The sequence below is a fragment of the Rhizobium sp. CNPSo 3670 genome, from assembly GCF_057784555.1.
The window spans coordinates 15,434-36,515 of the sequence record NZ_JBXSOL010000014.1; the positions used below are offsets into that span (position 1 = coordinate 15,434).

Genomic DNA, 21,082 nt, shown 5'->3' on the forward strand with positions numbered 1-21,082 from the left:
CATGGAATTGGCCGTCGTGAAAACTGCACCCCCGACCAACCGTCCGGATCATTCGAAGCCGATGGTTTCCATCGATGCAATCACCATGTCCTTTGGTGCTTACGTAGCGGTGCAGGATGTTAATCTTAGCGTCTCCAATGGCGAATTCCTGGCCATCGTCGGACCGACTGGATGCGGCAAAAGCACCATACTCAACGCGATTGCCGGTCTTCTGAAGCCTGCCAGCGGCACTGTTTCCATCGATGGTCAGCCGGTCCGCGGAGTTCAGACCGATATCGGTTACCTGTTCCAACAGGACGCACTGCTTCCGTGGAAGACCGCAATCGAGAATGTGGAACTCGGTCCCATGTTCAAGGGTGTCGGCGCTGCCGACCGTCGCGAGCAGTCGATGAGATGGCTGGCGAAGGTCGGATTGAAAGGGTTCGAGCATCGATATCCGCATCAACTTTCCGGCGGTCAGCGCAAGCGTGTGCAGATGGCACAGGCGCTGATCACCGGCCCCAAGGTCATCCTGATGGACGAGCCTTTCTCCGCGCTCGATATCCATACCCGCCACCTCATGCAGAACGAGCTGCTGCGGCTTTGGCAGGAGGAACGGCGCGCAGTGGTGATGATAACGCACGACCTCGAGGAAGCGATCGCCCTTGGCGATCGGGTCGTCGTGCTTGCCGCCGGACCGCGCTCGCGCGTCATCGACAGCTTCCCGGTCGACCTCGTACGCCCGCGTGATGTCGCCGAAATCAAGCTCGATCCGCGCTTCTTGGATCTCTATCGTAACATCTGGTCATCGCTGCGCGGTGAAGTGGAGAAAAGCTATGAACGTCATGACTGAACGCCTGATTCAAATCGTGCTGCTCGTGGCAATTGTCGGCGGTTGGCAGCTTGGTGTCGCGGCTGGCGTCATTGACGTCTTCTTTTTCCCGGCTCCTATCGACATCTTCGACCAGGTCTTATCCTGGGTGGCGGACGTCAGTTTCTATAGCCATGTCGCCATCACGCTGACGGAGACCGTGCTCGGCTACCTCGTCGGAACTGCACTCGGCGTCGCCGCAGGCGTGTGGCTTGGTCTCAGCCGTTCGGCTGCGCGCATTCTCGACCCCTTCATCAAGGGGCTGAACGCAATACCGCGCGTCGTGCTCGCGCCGATCTTCGTGCTGTGGCTTGGACTTGGGCTGTGGTCCAAGGTGGCGCTCGCCGTGACGTTGGTGTTCTTCGTCACGTTCTTCAACGCGATGCAGGGGGTGCGCGAAGTCAACCCGGTGGTGCTGTCGAACGCCCGCATTTTGGGAGGCAATCGGAGGCACCTGCTTCGCCATGTCTATTTCCCGGCAGCGGCGAGCTGGATTCTGTCGTCGTTGCGCACTTCGGTCGGCTTCGCCGTGGTGGGGGCGATTATCGGCGAATATCTCGGCTCCTCTGCCGGGCTCGGCTACCTGATCGCTCAGGCCGAAGGCAATTTCGATGCGGTCGGCGTCTTCGCGGGCATTCTGATCCTGGCGATCTTTGTCCTGATCATCGACAGCATTCTGGACATAGCCGAGAAGCATCTCATCAAGTGGCGCACAAGCGCTGCCGAACGGCCGGCCTGACAATCGTTATCGGCAACTTCAACACCTGCCGGCAAGCGCTCTCCCTTTCCTCAAAGGGAGAGCGCAAACATGTGAGCAACAGAGTGTCCCGGTCCACACGTCTTGGCGGCGCTGCGGGCCTTCAGCGTATGATGAGCGAGGCTTCAGCAACGGCCCGACGGAGGTGCTGCTGCAACCCACCCGCGCGTTGACTGTTCCCGCGGGGTAGCCTCACGTAAATAACCAATTGGTGAATTCTTTACTTGAACCCCCAATTGGAATCGGCAAAAATGATGGTGCTATCAATCCCTTCATGGATTTGCCGTCTTTTCGGGCCAGCGTCCGAGCACCACATCTATTGGAAAAATACCGTGAGCAGCGATGCGTCAACACGCGCGACGAAGCCTTCGGCTTCGATGGCGCTTGCAACTGCGGCAGGCTGGGGCCGAGGCCTCTATACACTGGTGCGGATCACCGTGATGGCCTTCCGCCACCCCTGGCAGGCGGGCTTTGCGATCGGCGCCACCCTCATTGCCTCCACCTTCCAGCTGATGATCCCCCGGCTTCTCGGCCGGGCCGTCGACCACACCCAGATGGCGATGGGCGGCGGCGCGGACGGCCAGGCGGCGCAGGATGCGCTTCTGACCACGGCGCTGCTGCTGCTCGGCGCCAGCGTGCTGCGCGGTCTCTTCACCATGGTGCAGAACTATTTCAGCGAATCCGTCGGTCACCACATGGGCTACGAGCTGCGGCTGGCCTGCTACGAAAAGATCCAGCGCCTCTCCTTCAGCTTTCACGACACGGTCCATTCCGGCGACCTGATCACCGTCGGCCTGCTCGATCTCGAGGGCGTGCGCATGTATTTTTCGACGGCGCTCGTCCGCATGATCCTGCTGTCGATCCTCATCGGTATCGGCGCCTATATGCTGCTGTCGACCGACGTGGTGCTCGGCCTGCTGGCGCTCTCCTTCGTGCCTTTCGTCGGCTGGCGCTCCTCGGTCACGCAACTCAGGCTGCGCGCGACCTGGCTAGAGCTGCAGGAGCGGCTTTCGGTGCTGACCCGCATCATGGAAGAGAATCTCGGCGGCATCCGCGTCGTGCGCGCCTTTGCCGCACAGGAGCACGAACTGTCGAAATTCGAGGCGGCCTCGAAGAACGCGCTGGCGCTCGCCCATCAACGCGTCGGCATCCGTGTCGTCAACACCAGCGCCATGACCTTCTCCTTCTTCGCCGCCATGGGCCTCGTGCTGTGGGTCGGCGGCGGCAAGGTGATGTCGGGCGAGATCACCGTCGGCACGCTCGCCTCATTCCTGACCTTCATGACCATCCTGCAGATGCCGGTGCGCCAGCTCGGCCTGATGGTCAACGCCTTTGCCCGCGCCTCCACCTGCGGGTCGCGCCTCTTCGACCTTCTCGACCTCGACATCGCGATCAAGGACGCGCCGGATGCCAGAGAATTGGCGGTGACGGACGGCGTGCTGCGCTTCGAAAATGTCAGCTTCGCCTATCCCGGCGCGGAAAAGCGCACTGTGCTTCACGACGTCTCCTTTGAAGCCAGGCGCGGCCAGACCATCGGCATCGTTGGCCCTCCCGGCAGCGGCAAGTCGACCATCGCCCATCTCATTCCGCGCTTCTACGATGTCAGCCGCGGCAGGATCACCATCGACGGCCAGGACATCCGCAAGGCGACGCTGCAGTCGCTGCGCCGTTCCGTTGCGGTCGTCCAGCAGGATTCCTTCCTGTTCACGACGACGATCGAGAACAACATCGCCTATGGCGATCCCTGGGCGAAGGAAAGCCGCATCGAACGCGCCAGCGAGAGCGCTCAGCTGCATAATTACGTCCTCGGCCTTCCCACCGGCTACGGCACCGTCGTCGGCGAGCGCGGCGTGTCGCTCTCCGGCGGTCAGCGGCAGCGGCTGTCGATCGCCCGCGCGCTGATGCTCAAGCCGGCTGTCATGGTGTTCGACGACTCGACGGCGGCGATCGACGCGGCCACCGAGCAGCGCATCCGCAGCGCCATGCGTCGCTATGCCGCCGACCGCGTGACGATCATCGTCGCTCATCGCCTGAGCTCTCTGATGCATGCCGACCTGATCCTGTTCGTCGAAGACGGAAGGATTGTCGAGCGCGGCACGCATCAGGCGCTCCTTTCGCTCGGCGGGCGCTACAAGGCGCTCTACGACCTGCAGGTGCGGCCGGGCGACGAGGTGTTGAGCGCGTAATCATACCCGCTTCTCCCCAGCTGGGAGAAGTGCCGAGCAAAGCGAGGCGATCAGGGAGCGAGGAGCGACGAGTGTCCTGAGCGGAAGCGAAGGGCAAATAGGGCGTGCCGTGCGGCCCCCTCATCCGCCCTCGGGCCACTGACCAGGGTCGAGCCGCGGTCGACTCGTCCTTCGGACCCCCGCTGGGGAGAAGGGGGACAAGCAATGGGATGCAGGCCACCCGACGTCATGGCCGCAGGAGGAATGTGATGGCCGAGGAACTGGAAACCGAGCGTCCCGACGTTCGCGAGGATGGCCGCCGCCCGCCGCGGGCGGTGGTCGGTTCGCATCGCGTCGAGGAGGAAATGTTCGGCAAGGCCTTCGACGGCAATATCATCAAGCGGATCTGGGCTTTCGTTCGCCCTTACCGTACCCAGGTCCTCTGGGCTGTTGTCGCGGTATTGACTTTCACCACGATGCAATTGCTGATTCCGCTGATCATCCGCTATGCCATCGACCACGGCATGTCGCCGGGCGGCAATCATGCGGCGCTGATCTGGGCGATCGCCGCCTTTGCCACCGCCATCCTGATCAACTATGCGGCAAGCTACGCCCAGGAGACGCTGGTCGGCAATGTCGCGGAAGAGGTGCTCTTCGACATCCGCAAGGCGATGTTTTCGCATCTCCAGCGCGTCTCGCTCTCCTTCATGGACAAGACCGAGGTGGGCCGGCTGATGTCGCGCCTGCAGGGCGACGTCAACTCGATGCAGGAATTCCTCGAAACCTCGGTGCTGTCAGTCGGCGACATCGTGCTGCTCTTCGGCATCATCTTCGTGATGCTCTATCTCGATTTCAAGCTGGGGCTGCTGACCCTCTCCGTGCTGCCGGTGCTGTTCATCGTCCGGCTATTCTGGCTGCCGCTCGCCCGCAAGTCCTTCATGGCCGCGCATGAGACCAATTCGGTTGCGAATGGCGCGCTCGCCGAAGCCATCCACGGCGTGCGCGCCGTCCAGAGCATGGACCGGCAGGGCGTCAACTTCATGCTCTACGACGACAAGGCGCATGCCAATCTCAAGACGCATCTGACCGCGGCGCGTTATGCGCAGGTCATGGTGCCGATCGTCGACAGCCTGACCGGCGTGGCGATGGCGCTCGTCATCGTCGTCGGCGGCGCCCGCGTTCTCAACCAGGCGCTCGATGTCGGCGTGCTCGTCGCCTTTCTGTTTTATATCCAGCGCTTCTTCGACCCCATCCGTTCGCTGACGTTGCAATATTCGGTGATGCAGCGCGCCATGGCCTCGGGCCAGCGCCTGACCGAAGTGCTCGACGTGCCTGTTGACATCAAGGACGCACCCGACGCCAAGGCATTGTCGCGCGACATGGACGGATCGGTGGAATTCAAGGATGTCGTCTTCGGCTACAATCCGAAGCATCCGGTGCTGAAACATGTGAGCTTCAAGGTCAATCCCGGCGAGACGGTGGCGCTTGTGGGTCCGACGGGATCTGGCAAATCGAGCTGCATGTCGCTGATCCATCGCTTCTACGACGTGCAGCAGGGCGAGGTGCTGGTCGGCGGCCACGATGTGCGTGACCTGACGCAGAATTCGCTCGGGGCACAGATCGCCATGGTGCTGCAGGAGCCCTTCCTCTTTACCGGCACCGTCTTTGAAAACATCCGCTATCACAAGGTAGATGCGACCCGCGAGCAGGTGATCGAGGCGGCCAGGGCCGTCGGCGCGCATGATTTCATCATGCGTCTGGCCGATGGTTACAACAGCGTTCTCGGCGAGCGCGGTGGCAATCTCTCCCTCGGCCAGCGCCAGCTTTTGAGCTTTGCCCGCGCCCTTGTGGCGGATGCGAAGATCCTGGTGCTCGACGAGGCGACGGCCAATATCGACAGCTATACCGAGATGCTGATCCAGAAGGCGCTGGTGAAGCTGCTCGAAAACCGCACCGGGCTCGTCATCGCCCACCGCCTGGCGACGATCCGCGAAGCCGACCGCATCATCGTGCTGCAGAACGGCGAAATCATCGAAAGCGGCGACCACCGCCAGCTGATGAAGAATGGCAAGCTCTATTCCAGGCTCTATAACCTCAACTACGCCTCGTTCGACGATATTCCCGAGGATGTGCTGGAAGAGACGACGGCTGAAGGATCGGCGACCTGACGGGGGATGACTTGCATTAACGCGTGTCGTAAAGATTGAACGAACAAACGCGTTCCTGCCGCATTTCCCTCTTATCCGGGGCAAGTGCCACTGAGGAGAATGTCATGAAGAGAATTATTAGCAGCTTGTTGATCGCGACGGCCCTTGTTGGATCGGCTATTCAGCCTGCTGCCGCACGCGATCACCATCACCATCACGATAACACTGGCCGCATCATCGCCGGCGGCGTCGCAGCAGGTGTCGTCGGAGGCCTGATCGGCGGCGCACTCGCCAATGGAGGTCCGCGCTACGTCGATGAGGGGCCGCGGTATGTCGAAAGCCCCCGCTATGTCGAACCGAGATGCTGGTATGAGGACCGCGACGTGCGCAACCGCTATGACGGCGGCTACCATGCCGAGACCGTACGGGTCTGCGAGTAGTCCCCAATTGTTGCGACGGCCGGTTAGCGCCGCCGGTTTGCCTTCAGCCGAGGTTGCGTCCCCGCAGCCTCGGTATTTTTTTGCTCACCATCGGCCACATCCGGGCAGCGGATCAGCCCGGGCTTCCGGCTGCCGCTCACCCCTCCGCAACCGCACCGCTTTAGGCAGCATCAACAGAGCCTCAAGCCTTAGCTTTTCGCAGGCGCCGTCCTGTGGCAAGAAGGATCTGGCAATCGAGGTGTTACGTCCTTTGCGCGTTTCGATCGCGCGGCGTTGTCAGGGAGGAAGATCGCTGCAGATGAAAGGAATTCGCCAGCTCGCCGAGCATCTCGACATTTCGATCGGGACGGTGTCCCGGGCGCTGAACGGCAAGCCGGACGTTAATGAAGACACGCGCCGGCGCGTGCTCGCCGCCGCCGAAGAGCTCGGTTATGTCGCCAACCAGTCGGGCCGCAGCCTGCGCCAGGGCATGACCAACGTCATCGGGCTGATGCTTGAGGTCAGCCGCGAGACGGTCGAAAACAGCGACGACTTCTTCCTCGGCGTTACCGATGGGCTGCAGAGCGTCTTTTCCCGCCACAAGCTCGATCTGGTCATGCTGCCCTGCCCCGACGACGAGGATCCGCATGAATATCTGAAACGCATGGTGGCCCGCCGGCTGGTCGACGCGCTGATCATTTCGGCGACGCGGCGCACCGACCGGCGCATCGAGCTTCTGGAAAAAGCCCGCATCCCCTTCGTGGCGCTCGGCCGCAGTGCGTCGGGCGGCAGTTATACCTGGATGGATCTGGACTTCGAAGGCGTTGCGGCACGCGGCGTCGACCGGCTCGTTGCGAAGGGCCACCGGCGGATTGCCGTGGCTGCCCCCTCCTCCGACATTAATCTCGGCTATATTTTCATCGACAGTTACCGTCAGGCGTTGAAACGCCACGGCATTCCCTTCGACCCCGGCCTCATCATCCGTGTAAAGTCGAGCGAGCAAGGCGGCTACCAGGCCGGCCACGAACTGCTGATGCTCGAAGAGCGGCCGACCGCGATCATCCTGATCCACGAACTGATGGCGATCGGGCTGTACCGGCGGCTGGCCGAGGCCGGCATCGTGCCGGGGCGCGACCTTGCTGTCGTCGGCTTCCGCGAAGAGCCGCGCACCCATTTCCTGCAGCCGACGCTGACCTCCTTCCGCATGTCGCTGCGTGATCTCGGCGCCCAGCTCGGCGAAACCCTGCTCGCCACCATGCCGGCATATGCCGAGCATTATCCGCAGGGAGCCCGCAACAGGATCTGGCCGATGGAGCTTGTTCCAGGCGAAAGCGACGCTTTCACGCTGGCGGGCTGAGACCACGGCCGATTTCAGGCCCGGCTCGGCGCCGACTGTTCCCGGCTCGCCAGCTGATGTGCGACGACGAAGACCAGCAGGGCGCCGGCAGCAAGGCAGCCGGCCAGGAAGAACATTGGCGCGATCGTGCTGCCGCTCTCATCCTTGATCCAGGGCACGACGTTCTGGGCGACGAAGCCGCCGAGGTTTCCGACCGAGTTAATGGCGGCAAGGCCGGCCGCCGCACCCGCCCCTTTCAGGAAACCCGAGGGCAGGCTCCAGAACACCGGCTGGGGCGCGAAAATCCCGGCGGCGGCGACGCAGAGGAAGGCGAACTGCACCGTATGGTTCGGGATCAGCGCCGACAGCAGCAGGCATGCAGCGCCGATGAAGGCCGGGATGACGATATAGGGCGTCTTCGATTGCACCTTGTCGGCCATAGCGGGAACGGCATAGAGCGAGACGGCGACCAGCAGCCAGGGGATGATGTTGAGGAAGCCGTTGACCGTGTTGCTGACGCCGAAAGCCTGGACGATGGTCGGCAGCCAATAGCTGAGGCCATAGGCCGACAGCGGAAAGGCGATATAGCAGAGCGCCATCAGCAGCACACGCGGGTCGATCAGCGCCTTGAAGCCGTTTCCGGCATTTTCGCCCATGCCGGCATTTTCCGAAGCGAGCCGGCGCTCGAGCCAGGCCTTCTCCTCGCCGGTTAGGAAACCTGCATTTTCCGGCCGGCCGGGAAGATAGAAGAAGGTGACGATGCCGGCGAGAACAGCCGGAATACCGGTTGCCAGGAAGACCCATTCCCAGCCGGCAAAACCATAGAGACCGTCGAGATCGAGCAGCACGCCGCCGAGCGGTGCGCCGACGGCATTGGCGATGGCGCTGAAGATCATGAACAGCCCGACCATCCGGCCGCGATAGGCCGAAGGGAACCAGAGCGTCAGGAGGTAGAGGACCCCAGGGAAGAAGCCGGCTTCGCAGACACCGAGCAGGAAACGCAGAATATAAAACATCGTCGCGTTCTGCGTGAAGGCGAGCGCCACGGTGACGAGGCCCCAGGAAACCAGGATCCGGGCGAACCAGACGCGGGCGCCGAGCCTGTCCAGGAAGAGGTTGCTCGGCACCTCGAAGAGAAAATAGCCGATGAAGAACAGCGAAGCGCCAAGGCCATAGGCATATTCGCTCAGCCCGAGCGCATAGACCATCTGCAACTTGGCGAAGCTGACGTTCTGCCGGTCGATATAGGCGATCAGATAGAGGATGCCGAGAAACGGCATCAGCTTCCAGGTGATTTTCGAAATCAGCCGCTTCTCGTCGACCATGCTCATCCTCCGGTATCACAATGCATCGTCAGGCGTAGATAGCGCAGATCGCCGATAATCAATCGCTCGTTGTACTTTCCTAAAAGATGGCGGGGCCGCACCCGCTGCCGTGTGCGGCCTGTTTTCCGGCTATTCGGCCGCGGCTACGGCGGCGCGGCGGCCGATCGTCGCCTGCGTCAGCACGAAGGCCGAGAAGGCGCAAAGCGCAATACCGGCGGCCATCGGAACGGCGGTGCCGTCGAAGAACAGGCTCGAAATAACCATGGCGACGGCGGCGATGACGAAATGCAGCGTGCCCATCAGCGACGAGGCGGTGCCGGCGATCGCGCCGTGTTCCTCCAGCGCAAGCACCGCGCTCGTCGGAATGACGAGGCCGAGGAAGCCGTAGCCGATGAACAGGAAGGTCGCCATAACATGCAGCTGGTTGAAGCCTGCAGCCATCACCACAGCCATGACGATCATGGCCAGCGCAAAAGCGCTGACGGCAATCCGCATGACGCGCACTAGGCCGAAACGCTCCCCGAGCCAGCCCGTCGCCTGCGATACCGCGAAGAAGGACACGGCATTGATCGAGAAGGCGAAGCTGTACTCGGTCGGCGTCAGCCCGTAATGCTGGATCAGCACGAAGGGCGAGTTGGCGAGATAGACGAGGAAGCTCGAAATGCCGAGGCCGCCGATGAAGGTCAGCGTCAGGAAATTGCGATCGGCGAGCAGCAGACGATAGGCCTTCATGGCGCTGCCGAGGCCGCTGCCATTGCGCTCCTCGGCCGGGCGGGTTTCGTCAAGCTGGGTGGAAAGCAGGACGAGGCCGATTACCGCCGCACCCGTCACGGCCCAGAAGACGCCACGCCAGCCGGAGAGTTCGATGACGGCGCTGCCCGTCAGCGGCGCCAGGATCGGCGAGATCGAGAAGACCAGCATCAGCAGCGACATCAGCCGCGCGGCCTGGACGCCGGTGTGCATGTCGCGGACGATGGCGCGCGGAATGACCATGCCGGCGGCACCGCCGATGCCCTGGACGAAACGGAAGGCGATCAGCGTTTCGATATCGGTAGCAAATGCGCAGCCGATCGACGCGACGGCGAAGAGACCGATACCGAGATAGAGCGGCAGCTTGCGGCCCCACATGTCCGACAGCGGCCCGTAGACGAGCTGAGCAATCGCAAAGGAGATGAAGAAAGCGAGCAGGGTCAGCTGGGTGACGCTGTTATCGGCATGCAGGTCCTGGCCGATGGAGGGCAGCGCAGGCAGATACATGTCAATGGCAAAGGGACCGATGGCCGACAACAGGCCGAGAATGAGGGCAATGCGAAAGAAGGAAGCCGTCATAGTGGTGATCTTTCGTAAAAGCGCAGCGGAGGCGCCGGATCGTCGCTCCGCACTCTTTGGAATCGACGCATCCTGCTCTCCGAAAATCAGTGCGATTTTCGCGCCGATGCGATGGGTTCAATGAGATCGTTCGCGCGAAGATGAAGTTGGGAGATCTCCAGCAGCGAACTCAAGAGTGTCAATAAATTTGGACACGCTTGTAAAACTAGACGCCATTGTCTAAATCGTCAAGACGTCTTATCTTCGCTCGATGAAAGATAGCATGACACCGGCAGTCCGGATGATGGGGCATACGCAGCGTGGACAATGCGCCAAGCGTATGTCGATCCTCGACGCCGCCGCCGATGTCTTCTGCCGCCAGGGTTTTGCAGCCGCCAGCATCGACGAGATCGCCGCCGTCGCCTGTGTCTCCCGCCAGACGATCTACAATCACTACCGTGAAAAGGAGACGCTGTTCGTCGCCGTGGTCGAGGATGTGATGAACCGCGCCAACGCCATGCTCTTTTCCGTGCTGTCGACTTTTCCTGACAGCGCTGACGATCTGGAGGACGGCCTGACGGCGTTTGCCGTGCGCCTCAACAAAAATTGCATCTGCAATCATGACGGAAAATTCCTGCGCAAACTCGTGCAGACGGAGGGCGAGCGATATCCGCACCTCTTCGAAAGCTGGCGCCAACAGGGGCCGGGCAAACTGACCACTGCGCTTTCCGCGCTTCTGGCGCGGCTTGACCACAAACAGGCGCTTGCCATCGATGATTTCGACGTCGCCGCCCGGCAGTTCGTGGCGCTCGCCAATGCAGACCTGCAGATGATGACGCTGTTCGGCGGCACACCCAGCAATGAAGAACTGGAAAAGGCGGCGCGCAATGCGGTGCGGACCTTTCTGAAGGCCTATGGCAGGCCGAAAGCCGAAAAAGCCGGCGGAGAGCCGCAGCTCGCGGCCATACCAGGCTGATCACACCCTGTGATCAGCTAAAAACCGTCATCTGCGCCGGCACGACCGCAAACATGCCGACACGGCGCGCCGCAAGATATTTCAACAGCTGTTCGACAAGCGAAGGCATCACCGGCTTCTGGACGACGCCGACCGCTCCCTTGACGCCGTCGGCGACAGTCTCGGGATTGCCCGTCATGAAGACGACGGCGATACCATGCTCTTCCGCCAGCCGCCTGCCAAGCTCAGGCCCGGTCGGGCCATCGGCGAGATTGACGTCGACGAAGGCGATATCGGAGGACGGCGCCAGCCGTAGCGCCTGTTCGCGGTCATTCGCAAGGCCGGCGACCTGCATGCCAATGCCTTCCACCGTCGCGCCGAGATCGAGCGCGATCAGGAATTCATCTTCGACGATCAACACTCTCTGCTTCATGAGATCATCTTGTTGGTAGCGCCGCACGACATTGGTGGCCATGATCCGTCCTCTTGTTACGCATATACTTCGAAAGAAGGAGCCGCTTCGGTAGTCTGTCCCTGCCGAAACTCATTGTCGTAACGGGGAACCTGGCGATATGTTCCGCGGTGGAACGCGATTTTCGCCATTTAACATGTTGTTAACGTTTACAAATTCTTAACAGGAAAAGCCGCAAAAACAAAACCCGCCGCTTAATCATTTGAATTTCACCTGCCTACTTCTGGATGAGAGCGGGCAATGATACGATCGGATTATTCCATCGGGCTCGGCGATTGAGGACCAGCTTGCGAAGCAAATTTATCGTCCTTTTCATCGTGGCCGTCAGCCTGTTCGCCTATACCAAAGTGATGGCCAGGATCGGTTCGGGCTTGCCGCCCGCGGATGCACCTCCGGAGCAACGCGCCGACCTCATTCGCGTTTACAAGTCCGAACGCCGCATGGTCCTTTTCAGAGGCGACGCTGCAATCTCGGCCTATCAGATTTCCCTTGGAAGTGCTGCCGATGCGGGTCCCAAGCAACGCGAAGGCGACGAGAAAACACCGGAAGGGCGCTACGAGATAGACTGGCGCAATCCGAAATCCGTGGCGCATCTCAGCCTGCACATTTCCTATCCGAATCCCAATGAGCAGCATGAGGCTGAAGTCAATGGCTATCCGCCCGGCGGCAGCATCATGATCCACGGGCTGCCCAATGGCTGGGGCCTGCTCGGAGGGATCCATTTCCTGTGGGACTGGACGGATGGCTGCATTGCGGTGACCGATGCGGAGATGCGCGATATTTGGGCTCGCGTTCCCGATCATACGCCCATCGACATCATGCCTTAAGCGGCTGCGATCCGGTTCACCGGCATCGACCCCGAAACCGAGCAGGCTCAGATCAGCCCTTGGTCTTCCCGACGAGCACCGGCTGGCTGCGGTAGTCGGTGGGAAACAGCGACTTCAAATTCTCGATCTTCGCCAGGTCGTTGTAGACGATATAGGGATAGGTCGGATTGCGCGTCAGGAAATCCTGGTGGTAGGCCTCGGCGGGATAGAAGCCGGCGGCCTCGGACACCTTGGTGACGATCGGCTGCGGGAAGACGTGCGCCTTGTCGAGCTGGTCGATATAGCGCTCAGCCACCTCTCGCTGCTCGGGAGCGGTGACGAACAGCGCCGAGCGGTACTGGGTGCCCCGATCCGGTCCCTGGAAATTCAGCTGCGTCGGGTTGTGGGCCACGGAGAAGAAGATCTGCAGCAACCTGCCGTAGCTCACCTTCTTCGGATCGAACCTCACCTCGACGGCCTCTGCGTGACCGGTCGAACCGGTACTGACGGTTTCGTACTGTGCCGTATTAGCCTCGCCGCCGGCATAACCGGAAACGGCGCTCTCGACGCCCTTCACATGCTGAAAGACGCCCTGGACGCCCCAGAAACATCCCCCGGCGAAAATGGCGGTTTCAGTAGCGGACCCGGCGGTTTCGTCAATGGTCGGCGGCGGAATGACGACCGCTTCCTCAGCGGCACATGCCATGCCCGCACCGAGCGAGACGACGACAGTGACGAGGAGCGAGGTAAGGTTGGAAGAGATGGGCATCGCGCTACCTCCTGAGGGTCGCTCAAATCCTTGCTCATCCTTGTAAAAGCGGCAAATCACAAGACGTTCACTCACGCCGATGTGACAACTAAATGAAAGCGTGTGCTTGAAGGCGAAACAGCGCTCAAGTTGAGTTGACAATCTCGTGAGGAGTGAGGAGAGTGCCGCCGATCTGAGCCAGCATTCCGGGGGGAACCTATGTCCGTGCGCTCGTTCTTTGCTTTCGCCACCATCGCATTTTTTTCCGCGATCGCCGTCGGTCTTCCAGCCGCCGCTGCGGAGACCAAGCGTGACATCCAGACGATCAAGGATGCCGATTTCTTCGGCTTCGATCTTCGCACCGAACAGAACGTCTCGCTCGATCAATGCAAGACCTCCTGCATCGGCGACAAGAGCTGCAAGGCCTTCACCTACAATCCCAAGGTGAAATGGTGCTTCCTGAAGTCCGATTTCAAGACGATGAACGCCTTCCCCGGCGCCGTCGCCGGCAAGATCGTCGAGACATCAGCCAAGCAGGAGCCGGATCTCGGCGCCGCGCCGCGTCTGACCTTCCTGAGCAACGACCTCATTCAGCAGGCTCACGACTTCAAGGACAATCTCGCGCTTGCCGACGACCAGCAGGGCCAGGGCGTCGACAGCCTGACGGCCAATGCCCGCATCGATCTCACCGGCAACAATCTGGCCGACGCGCTGAAGTCCTTCCATGGCGCGCTGTCGATCACCCCTGACGACGCCGATCTCTGGCTGGAAACCGCCCGCGCCGCCGCTTCGCTCGGTAGCGCCGAGACCAACACATCAGGCCAGGCCGTGCTCGACGCGCTGAACGGCTACGAGCTGACGCGCACCAAGCCCAAGCGCGCGGAGGCGCTCGCCGTCCTCGCCGACGCCCTGGATCGAAACGCAAATTACCGCGCGGCGCTCAACGCCTACAAGGCGAGTCTGGCGCTGGTTGCCTCCGAGGATGTGCAGGCGGCTTACCTGCAGTTGAAATCGACGCAGGGCTTCCGCATCACCGAACACACGGTCGACGCCGACAGCGCCACGCCGCGGGCCTGCGTCACCTTCTCGGAGGCGCTGATCAAGACCACCGACTACACGCCCTTCGTGACGCTGAACGGCGAGGCGCCAAAGGCGGTCGAAACCAAGGATAAGCAGATCTGCGTCGAGGGCCTGACGCACGGCCAGACCTACAAGATCGCCTTCCGCAACGGCCTGCCGTCGTCGGTCGACGAGACGCTCGATGCACCTGTTACCATCGACGTCTATATCAAGGACCGCAGCCAGATGGTGCGCTTCACCGGCGACAGCTTCGTGCTGCCCTCGACGGCGCGCCGCGGCATCCCGATCGTTTCGGTCAACCTGACTTCCGCCAATCTCAAGCTCTACCGTATCGGCGATCGCGCCATCGCGCCGCTCTTGACCAACTCGCAGTTCCTGAGCCAGCTCGACGGCTACAGCGCCCAGAATATCGAGGATCAAAGCGGCGAACTCGTCTGGCAGGGTTCGATCGACATCGCCAACGAGCTCAACAAGGACATCATCACCAGCTTCCCCGTCGACGAGGCGCTGCCCGAGCGCAAGCCCGGCATCTACGTGATGACGGCGACGGCGCCGAATGGACCGACGCAGGAGTGGGATTCGCAGGCGACGCAATGGTTCCTCGTCTCCGACATCGGCGTCACCACCTATGCCGGCACCGACGGGCTCAATGTCTTTACCCGTTCGCTCGCCTCGGCCAAGCCGATATCGGGCGTCGAATTGCAGCTGCTTGCCAAGAACAATGAAGTGCTCGGCACCGCCACCACCGACGAAAACGGCCGCGCCACCTTCACTGCCGGCCTCATCCGCGGCACGGCGGCCCTGACACCCGCCGTCATCACCGCGAAAAACGGCGCCTCGGACTACGTCTTCCTCGACATGACGCGCGCCGGCTTCGATCTCTCCGACCGCGGCGTCACCGGCCGCGCCTCACCGGGCGCGATCGACGTCTTGACCTTTACCGAACGCGGCATCTACCGCGCCGGCGAAACGGTCCACGCTCAGGCGCTTGCCCGCGACACCGACGGCAACGCCATCGAGAACCTGCCGCTGACCTTCATCTTCAGCCGCCCTGATGGCGTCGAAGACCGCCGGATCGTCAGCCAGACCAGCAATCTCGGCGGTTATTCCGTCGATTTCACCACCCAGGCAAACGCCATGCGCGGCACTTGGACGATGAACATCTACACCGATCCGAAGGGCAGCGCGATCGCCAGCAAAAGTTTCCTCGTCGACGACTTCGTGCCCGATCGCACCGACATGGAGATCAAGACCGAAGCCAAGGAGATCGGCCCGGATACGCCGGCGAACATCACCATCTCAGGCAAGTATCTCTATGGCGCGCCGGCCGTCGGCCTGACGCTCGAGGGCGACGTCGTCGTCAAGCCCACGCGTGAGAGCGCCGCCTATAAGGGCTACCTCTTCGGGCTTGCCGACGAGGAGGCGAACGAGGATTCGCGTCTACCGATCGAAGGACTGCCGGAACTCGACGAAAACGGCGAAGCTTCGACGGACCTCACCGTCGGCGACCTGCCGGCAACGACGCAGCTGCTCAACGCCACCGTCTATATACGCATGCAGGAAGCAGGCGGGCGTGCCATCGAGCGCTCGCTTGTCCTTCCGGTTAAGAACGAGCGCGCCTCGATCGGTATCAAGCCGGAATTTTCCGACGAGTTGCCCGAGAATTCCATCGCCAATTTCACGGTGATTGGAGTCGATGCTAACGGACAGAAGCAGGAGATGAAGGACCTGCGCTGGAAGTTCTACAGCCTCAACCGCGAATACCAATGGTACCGCGAAGGGACGGCCTGGAAATACGAGCCGGTCTATACCGCCGAGCAGGTTTCCAACGGCAGCGTCGACGCGACGATGGATGGCGGCAAGATTTCCGTGCCGGTAACCTGGGGCCGCTACCGCCTCGAAGTGGAAAGCCCTGATGCCGACGGCCCTACGTCCAGCGTCGAATTCGACGCCGGCTGGTTCGTCGCCTCGACCTCGACCGAAACGCCGGATGGCCTGGAAATCGCCCTCGACAAGGACAGCTACAAGATCGGCGAAACAGCCAAGCTGAAAATCACGTCGCGCTATGGCGGCGAACTGATGGTGACGGCCGGAACCGAAAAGCTCGTGGCCGTAGAGAACGCCACGATCGGCGAGACCGGAGGCGAGATCGACATCCCAGTCACGGCAGACTGGGGCGCCGGCGCCTATGTCACGGCGACGCTCTTTCGCCCAGGCGACGCGCAGGACAACCACATGCCGATGCGCTCGATCGGCATAAAATGGCTGAAGGTCGATCCCGAACAGCGTGCACTTGCGGTAAAGATCGATACGCCGGAAAAGATGCTGCCGCGCGGGCCGCTTGATATCGGCCTGCAGGTAACCAGCGCCGGCGCCAACGAGGATGCCTATGTGACGGTTGCCGCCGTCGATGTCGGCATTCTCAACCTGACGCGTTATGAACCGCCGAACCCAGAAGACTGGTACTTCGGCCAGCGTCAGCTCGGTCTCGAGATCCGCGACCTCTATGGCAGGCTGATCGACGGCTCGCTGGGCGCGACCGGCAAGCTCAGGAGCGGCGGCGACGGTGGCGCCATTGCGCTGCAGGCAAGCCCGCCGACGCAGAAGCTCGTCGCCTTCTTCTCCGGCCCGGTCAAGCTCGACTCCGAGGGCAAGGCGAAGGTCTCCTTCGACATTCCGCAGTTCAACGGCACGGCGCGCGTCATGGCAGTCGCCTGGTCGAAGACTGGCGTCGGCCACGGCGTCAAGGACGTCATCATCCGCGATCCCGTGGTGGTGACGGCGAGCCTGCCGAAATTCCTCGCTCCCGGCGACAAGGCCAATCTGCGCCTCGACATCGCTAATACCGATGCGCCGGCCGGCGACTACAAGCTGCAGCTGACCGGCAACGACGCAGTCGGCATCGAAGCAGCATCCGCCGCGCAGACGATCCGCCTCGAAGCCGGGGGGAAATCCGAACTGACGCTTTCGCTCATCGGCAATCAGCCGGGCGCCGGCAGCGTCTCGATCAACCTTTCGGACGCCTCCGGCCTTTCACTCGACCAGGTCATCGACGTGCCGGTGCGCCCCTCATCCCTGCCGATCACCCAACGCAGGGTGCTGGCGCTGAAGCCGGGCGCCAAGCTGACGGTGGACAAGAACCTGTTGGCCGACAGCGTGCTGCCCGGCGCCTCGATCAGCGTCAACGTCACCCGTTCGGCGGCCTTCGACATTCCGGCGCTGCTGATGACGCTCGACCGCTACCCTTTCGGCTGCGCCGAGCAGACCACCAGCCGGGCGCTGCCGCTGCTCTACTTCGCCGAAGTGGCGAAACAGGCCGGCATCGAAAATGATGACGACGTTCACAGCAGAGTGCAGGACGCAATCTATCGCGTGCTCTCCTACCAGGCCTCGGCCGGCAGCTTCGGCCTCTGGGGTCCGGATTCCGGCGACGTCTGGCTCGATTCCTACGTCACCGATTTCCTGACGCGGGCCCGCGAAATGAAATATGACGTGCCGGAAAAGGCCTTTGTGCAGGCGCTCGAAAACCTGCAGAACACGCTTTCCTACACCACCGACATCAAGGGCCAGGGCGACCAGATCGCCTATGCCATCTACGTGCTTGCCCGCAACAAGAAGGCCGCGATCAGCGATCTGCGTTATTACGCCGATACGATGATCAACGACTTCCCGACGCCGCTTGCCAAGGCGCATATCGCCGCCGCACTGGCGCTTTATGGCGACGCCCAGCGTTCGAAGAACATTTTCATCGACGCGCTGCAGATGTCGCAGCAATCGATGGTGTCGCGCGTCAACCTGTCGCGCACCGATTACGGCACGATCCTGCGCGACGGCGCGGCGATCCTGGCGCTCGCCGCCGAAAGCCGGCCGGTACCGCCTGTCATCCCGGATCTCGCCAAGGCCGTTGCCAAGGAATGGGGCCGCAGCAAATATAAGAGCACCCAGGAAGAGGCCTCGATGCTGCTTGCCGCGCGCGCCCTCCAGGGCGGTGATGACGGTCTGAAGATCGATGTCAATGGCGCCGCCCACAGCGGCGCCTATATGGCACGCATGACCGGCGATGCGCTCGCCGATCATCCGCTGACGCTGACCAACCAGACGAACGACTCCGTCTCCGCTGTCGTCACCACAGTCGCCGCCCCCACCGTGCCGCTGCCGGCCGGCGGCGACGGCTTCCTCATCGAGCGCAGCTATTACACGCTCGACGGCGAGGGGGCCAATATCAGCGAGGCGAAGCAGAACGAGCGCTACGTGGTCGTAATCCACGTGCGCGAGACCAATGACTGGCAATCGCGCATCGTTATCACCGACCTTCTGCCGGCCGGCTTCGAGATCGACAATCCGAATCTCGTCGACAGCGCCCAGATGACGAATTTCGACTGGATCGGCGAAATATCAGCCGCCCATACCGAGTTCCGTTATGACCGCTTTGTCGCCGCCTTCAACCGCGCGCCGGGCGACGAGCGTGAATTCAACGTCGCCTATGTCGTGCGCGCCGTCACCCCCGGCACCTACGACCATCCGGCGGCAAGCGTCGAGGACATGTACCGGCCGGAGCTTTCGGCCCGCACGGCGACCGGCAAGATGGAGGTCGTAGCAGCGCAAAAATGAGGCTGTGGCACAAGCTCGCGATCGGCTCCGCCGCCGGCATCCTTCTTGCCGGCGGGGCTCTCCTCGTGCTCGACGCCGCCGACCGCGCCTTTCCGCCGCCGCTCGACAAGGCGGCTGTGGTTTCACCCGAGGTGCTGGATGCCGATGGGCAGCTGTTGCGCGCTTTCGCGACGCCGGAGGGCCGTTGGCGGCTGAAGACTGTGGTCGCCGACGTCGATCCGCAATTTCTGCGCATGCTTGTTGCCTATGAGGATCAGCGTTTCTACGATCACCGCGGCATCGATATCTGGGCGCTCGGGCGCGCCAGCCTGCAGTTCGTCCGCAACGGCCACATCGTCTCCGGCGCCTCGACGCTTTCGATGCAGGTGGCCCGGCTGATCGAGCCGCGCGCCGAACGCTCGTTTTCAGCAAAGCTTCTGCAGCTCGCACGCGCCGTGCAGATCGAACGGCGGCTGTCGAAGGAAGAGATCCTCGACCTCTATCTGACGCATGCGCCCTATGGCGGCAACCTCGAGGGCGTGCGCGCCGCAAGCCTTGCCTATTTCGGCAAGGAGCCGCGCCGCCTGACAGTGGCCGAGGCGGCGCTGCTCGTCGCCCTGCCGCAATTGCCGGAACGGCGTCGGCCGGACCGCAATCTCAATGCCGCGCAGGAGGCACGCAAGCGCGTGCTCGACCGCGTCGCAGTGGCCGAAGCCGTCGGCGATGGCGAGGCGGAACGGGCCGAAGCTGTCGCCATTCCGCCGCGGCGCCTGCAACTGCCTGCCCTTGCCGCCCATGTCGGCGAAGCCGCATTGCGCAAGGAGCCTCTGGTCCTCAAGCATCGGACGACGCTGAAGAAGCAGGTGCAGCAGGGGCTGGAATCCGTCGCGCGCGCCGCGACGACGAAACTCGGCCCGAAGCTTTCGCTCGCCATGGTAATGGCGGATGCGCAGACCGGTGCGATCGTCGGCGAGGTCGGCTCGGCCGATTATTTCGATGCCAGCCGCTCCGGCTGGATCGACATGACCCGCGTGAACCGCTCGCCGGGCTCGACGCTGAAGCCCTTCATCTACGGGCTCGCCTTCGAGCAGGGCCTCGTTTCCCAGGAGACGATCATCGAAGACCGGCCCGCCGACTTCTTCGGCTACCGGCCGCGCAATTTCGACATGAGCTACCAAGGCGATGTCACCGTGCGCGAGGCCTTGCAGCTCTCCTTGAACGTGCCGGCCGTCAAGCTGCTCGACGCCGTCGGGCCGTCGCGGCTGCTGGTGCGCTTCCGTCGCGCCGAGGTTCGCCCGGTCCTGCCGCCGAACGAGACGCCCGGACTGGCGATCGGTCTTGGCGGCGTCGGCATCACGCTGAAGGATCTGGTGCAGCTTTACACGGCGCTCGCCAACCGCGGCCAGCCGGCACGGCTCGGCGACGGTGTCACCGGCACACCGGGCAAGCTCGACGGCGAACCGCTGCTGGAACCGGTCGCGGTCTGGAACGTCGCCGATATCCTCTCCGGCGTCATTCCCCCCGCCGGCGCGCCGCAGCGCGGCATCGCCTATAAAACCGGGACGAGCTACGGCTATCGCGACGCCTGGTCGGTCGGCTATGACGGCCGGTATGTGCTCGGCGTCTGGGTCGGACGGCCCGATAACAGCGCCGTGCCCGGTCTGACCGGCTATGGCACCGCCGCGCCGATCCTGTTCGAGGCTTTCGCCAAATCCGGCATCGCCACCACGCCCCTGCCCCGCCCGCCGGCAGGCGCCGTGCGCATCGCTCAGTCGGAGCTGCCGATCAGCCAGCGGCGTTTTGCGCTGAATGCCAGTGGCCTGCTCGTCGCTTCCGGCCGCGAGCCAGCGCCGCTGATCGTCTATCCGCCCGAGGGCGCCCATATCGATCTCGGCGCGAAGGGGGGCGATCTGTCGCCGCTGCTGTTGAAGCTGCAGGGCGGCCGTGCGCCCTTCCGCTGGCTTGCCAACGGCAAGCCCTTACCCGATCTCTCGCGCCGTCGCACCCAGCAATGGCTGCCCGACGGCGGCGGCTATTCGAAACTGACCGTCATCGATTCAGTCGGACGCGCCGCAAGTGTCGGCGTTTTCATCGACTGAAGGAACCAAATTAGTCCGACAACCG

The 21,082-nt window shown here is 62.6% G+C and carries 14 protein-coding genes; 10 read left to right on the top strand and 4 right to left on the bottom strand.

Annotation, left to right across the window (positions count from 1 at the left end; genetic code table 11):
• Position 1 precedes the first annotated feature (1 nt).
• From AC13QO_RS16290 to AC13QO_RS16315, 6 genes are all read left to right on the top strand, one after another.
• Positions 2-832 (top strand): ABC transporter ATP-binding protein, encoded by an 831-nt coding sequence (locus tag AC13QO_RS16290; RefSeq protein ID WP_085780633.1) that lies wholly within the window; start codon positions 2-4, stop codon positions 830-832.
• The gene (locus tag AC13QO_RS16295; protein WP_488541235.1) at positions 816-1,589 is read left to right on the top strand and encodes an ABC transporter permease; all 774 of its coding nucleotides are present in this window, start codon (positions 816-818) and stop codon (positions 1,587-1,589) included. Before AC13QO_RS16290 ends, AC13QO_RS16295 begins: the two co-directional genes overlap by 17 nt.
• Positions 1,590-1,831: 242 nt before the next feature.
• A complete protein-coding gene (locus AC13QO_RS16300; protein WP_488541236.1) occupies positions 1,832-3,793 on the top strand; it encodes an ABC transporter ATP-binding protein in 1,962 nt (653 codons plus the stop codon).
• Between the two features lie 248 nt (positions 3,794-4,041).
• Positions 4,042-5,940: an ABC transporter ATP-binding protein gene (locus tag AC13QO_RS16305; protein ID WP_488541237.1), complete on the top strand. Its 1,899-nt coding sequence runs from the start codon at positions 4,042-4,044 to the stop codon at positions 5,938-5,940.
• A gap of 104 nt (positions 5,941-6,044) precedes the next feature.
• The gene (locus AC13QO_RS16310; RefSeq protein WP_085780630.1) at positions 6,045-6,359 is read left to right on the top strand and encodes a hypothetical protein; all 315 of its coding nucleotides are present in this window, start codon (positions 6,045-6,047) and stop codon (positions 6,357-6,359) included.
• A 298-nt stretch (positions 6,360-6,657) separates the two neighbouring features.
• Complete coding sequence (locus tag AC13QO_RS16315; protein ID WP_488541238.1) at positions 6,658-7,695, top strand: LacI family DNA-binding transcriptional regulator; 1,038 nt, start codon at positions 6,658-6,660, stop codon at positions 7,693-7,695.
• 14 nt (positions 7,696-7,709) lie between these two features.
• On the opposite strand, the gene AC13QO_RS16320 is transcribed toward AC13QO_RS16315, so the two are convergent.
• Together AC13QO_RS16320 and AC13QO_RS16325 are read right to left on the bottom strand one after the other, a co-directional pair.
• Positions 7,710-8,999 (bottom strand): MFS transporter, encoded by a 1,290-nt coding sequence (locus tag AC13QO_RS16320; protein WP_488541239.1) that lies wholly within the window; start codon positions 8,997-8,999, stop codon positions 7,710-7,712.
• Positions 9,000-9,128: 129 nt separating this feature from the next.
• Positions 9,129-10,328, bottom strand: coding sequence for a multidrug effflux MFS transporter (locus AC13QO_RS16325; protein WP_488541240.1), 1,200 nt, complete (start codon positions 10,326-10,328; stop codon positions 9,129-9,131).
• A 250-nt stretch (positions 10,329-10,578) separates the two neighbouring features.
• Here AC13QO_RS16325 and AC13QO_RS16330 point away from each other — a divergent pair, with 250 nt between their 5' ends.
• Positions 10,579-11,283, top strand: coding sequence for a TetR/AcrR family transcriptional regulator (locus tag AC13QO_RS16330; RefSeq protein ID WP_488541241.1), 705 nt, complete (start codon positions 10,579-10,581; stop codon positions 11,281-11,283).
• Positions 11,284-11,296: 13 nt separating this feature from the next.
• Here AC13QO_RS16330 and AC13QO_RS16335 read toward each other — a convergent pair whose 3' ends face one another.
• Complete coding sequence (locus AC13QO_RS16335) at positions 11,297-11,737, bottom strand: response regulator (RefSeq protein ID WP_183702176.1); 441 nt, start codon at positions 11,735-11,737, stop codon at positions 11,297-11,299.
• A gap of 284 nt (positions 11,738-12,021) precedes the next feature.
• Here AC13QO_RS16335 and AC13QO_RS16340 point away from each other — a divergent pair, with 284 nt between their 5' ends.
• A complete protein-coding gene (locus AC13QO_RS16340) occupies positions 12,022-12,561 on the top strand; it encodes a L,D-transpeptidase family protein (RefSeq protein WP_488541242.1) in 540 nt (179 codons plus the stop codon).
• A gap of 52 nt (positions 12,562-12,613) precedes the next feature.
• On the opposite strand, the gene msrA is transcribed toward AC13QO_RS16340, so the two are convergent.
• Positions 12,614-13,309 (bottom strand): peptide-methionine (S)-S-oxide reductase MsrA, encoded by a 696-nt coding sequence (gene msrA / locus AC13QO_RS16345; protein ID WP_488541243.1) that lies wholly within the window; start codon positions 13,307-13,309, stop codon positions 12,614-12,616.
• Positions 13,310-13,507: 198 nt separating this feature from the next.
• Between msrA and AC13QO_RS16350 the strand changes: the two genes are divergently transcribed.
• Together AC13QO_RS16350 and pbpC are read left to right on the top strand one after the other, a co-directional pair.
• On the top strand, positions 13,508-18,979 hold the full coding sequence (locus AC13QO_RS16350) for an MG2 domain-containing protein (protein ID WP_488541244.1): 5,472 nt from the start codon (positions 13,508-13,510) through the stop codon (positions 18,977-18,979).
• Complete coding sequence (pbpC, locus tag AC13QO_RS16355; protein ID WP_488541245.1) at positions 18,976-21,057, top strand: penicillin-binding protein 1C; 2,082 nt, start codon at positions 18,976-18,978, stop codon at positions 21,055-21,057. Before AC13QO_RS16350 ends, pbpC begins: the two co-directional genes overlap by 4 nt.
• The last annotated feature ends 25 nt before the right edge of the window (positions 21,058-21,082 follow it).

Excerpts from the sequence above, each read along its gene's own strand:
- AC13QO_RS16325 (WP_488541240.1), bottom strand. The coding sequence starts at position 10,328 with ATGACGGCTTCCTTCTTTCGCATTGCCCTCATTCTCGGCCTGTTGTCG.
- AC13QO_RS16290 (WP_085780633.1), top strand. The coding sequence starts at position 2 with ATGGAATTGGCCGTCGTGAAAACTGCACCCCCGACCAACCGTCCGGAT.
- AC13QO_RS16350 (WP_488541244.1), top strand. The coding sequence starts at position 13,508 with ATGTCCGTGCGCTCGTTCTTTGCTTTCGCCACCATCGCATTTTTTTCC.
- msrA (WP_488541243.1), bottom strand. The coding sequence starts at position 13,309 with ATGCCCATCTCTTCCAACCTTACCTCGCTCCTCGTCACTGTCGTCGTC.
- AC13QO_RS16310 (WP_085780630.1), top strand. The coding sequence starts at position 6,045 with ATGAAGAGAATTATTAGCAGCTTGTTGATCGCGACGGCCCTTGTTGGA.
- pbpC (WP_488541245.1), top strand. The coding sequence starts at position 18,976 with ATGAGGCTGTGGCACAAGCTCGCGATCGGCTCCGCCGCCGGCATCCTT.
- AC13QO_RS16305 (WP_488541237.1), top strand. The coding sequence starts at position 4,042 with ATGGCCGAGGAACTGGAAACCGAGCGTCCCGACGTTCGCGAGGATGGC.
- AC13QO_RS16295 (WP_488541235.1), top strand. The coding sequence starts at position 816 with ATGAACGTCATGACTGAACGCCTGATTCAAATCGTGCTGCTCGTGGCA.
- AC13QO_RS16335 (WP_183702176.1), bottom strand. The coding sequence starts at position 11,737 with ATGGCCACCAATGTCGTGCGGCGCTACCAACAAGATGATCTCATGAAG.
- AC13QO_RS16315 (WP_488541238.1), top strand. The coding sequence starts at position 6,658 with ATGAAAGGAATTCGCCAGCTCGCCGAGCATCTCGACATTTCGATCGGG.
- AC13QO_RS16330 (WP_488541241.1), top strand. The coding sequence starts at position 10,579 with ATGAAAGATAGCATGACACCGGCAGTCCGGATGATGGGGCATACGCAG.
- AC13QO_RS16320 (WP_488541239.1), bottom strand. The coding sequence starts at position 8,999 with ATGGTCGACGAGAAGCGGCTGATTTCGAAAATCACCTGGAAGCTGATG.